The sequence below is a fragment of the Sulfitobacter sp. HI0129 genome (assembly GCF_001635395.1).
Taxonomy (GTDB): Bacteria; Pseudomonadota; Alphaproteobacteria; order Rhodobacterales; family Rhodobacteraceae; genus Sulfitobacter.
Genome location: NZ_LWGH01000989.1, coordinates 1 through 627 on the forward strand (window position 1 = coordinate 1; position 627 = coordinate 627).

Sequence of the window (627 nt, forward strand, 5' to 3'; positions counted from 1 at the left end):
CGTCTACTTCAACGCCGAATCCCTGCAGTTCGAAAATTACATCGACCACCCTCGTGTTCCTGAGATCAGGGCAATTTTCCTTGAATGCCAGCCCGAGGATCAGAACCCGTGCCCCGTCGACCTGTATGCGTCGCTTCAAGAGCCCCTTCACGGTCTGCAGTGCCGCATAGCTGCCCATGCCGTCGTTCAGTCGACGACCGGAAAGTATAACCTCCGGATGATACCCCACGGCCTGCGCCTTGTGGGTAAGGTAGTAGGGATCGACGCCGATACAGTGCCCCCCTACCAGCCCCGGTCTGAACGGCAAAAAATTCCATTTCGTGCCGGCTGCCTCTAGAACATCGAGCGTATCTATGCCCAGCCGGTCGAAGATCAGCGCCAGTTCGTTCACAAGCGCTATGTTCACGTCTCGTTGTGTGTTCTCGATAACCTTCGCCGCCTCCGCGACCTTGATCGACGGGGCAAGGTGGGTGCCTGCGCTGATGATACGGCGGTAGAGACTGTCAATGAAAAGACCCGCTTCCGGGGTGGAGCCCGACGTCACCTTGCGGATTGTCGGCAGGCGATGTTCCTTGTCCCCCGGATTGATACGCTCAGGGCTGTAGCCTATGAAAAAGTCCTCGTTAT

1 protein-coding gene is annotated in these 627 nt (G+C 57.3%); it reads right to left on the minus strand.

Annotation, left to right across the window (positions count from 1 at the left end):
- The coding region (locus A3764_RS21555; RefSeq protein WP_150122384.1) for a nucleotide sugar dehydrogenase at window positions 1-627 on the minus strand (627 nt) is incomplete at both ends.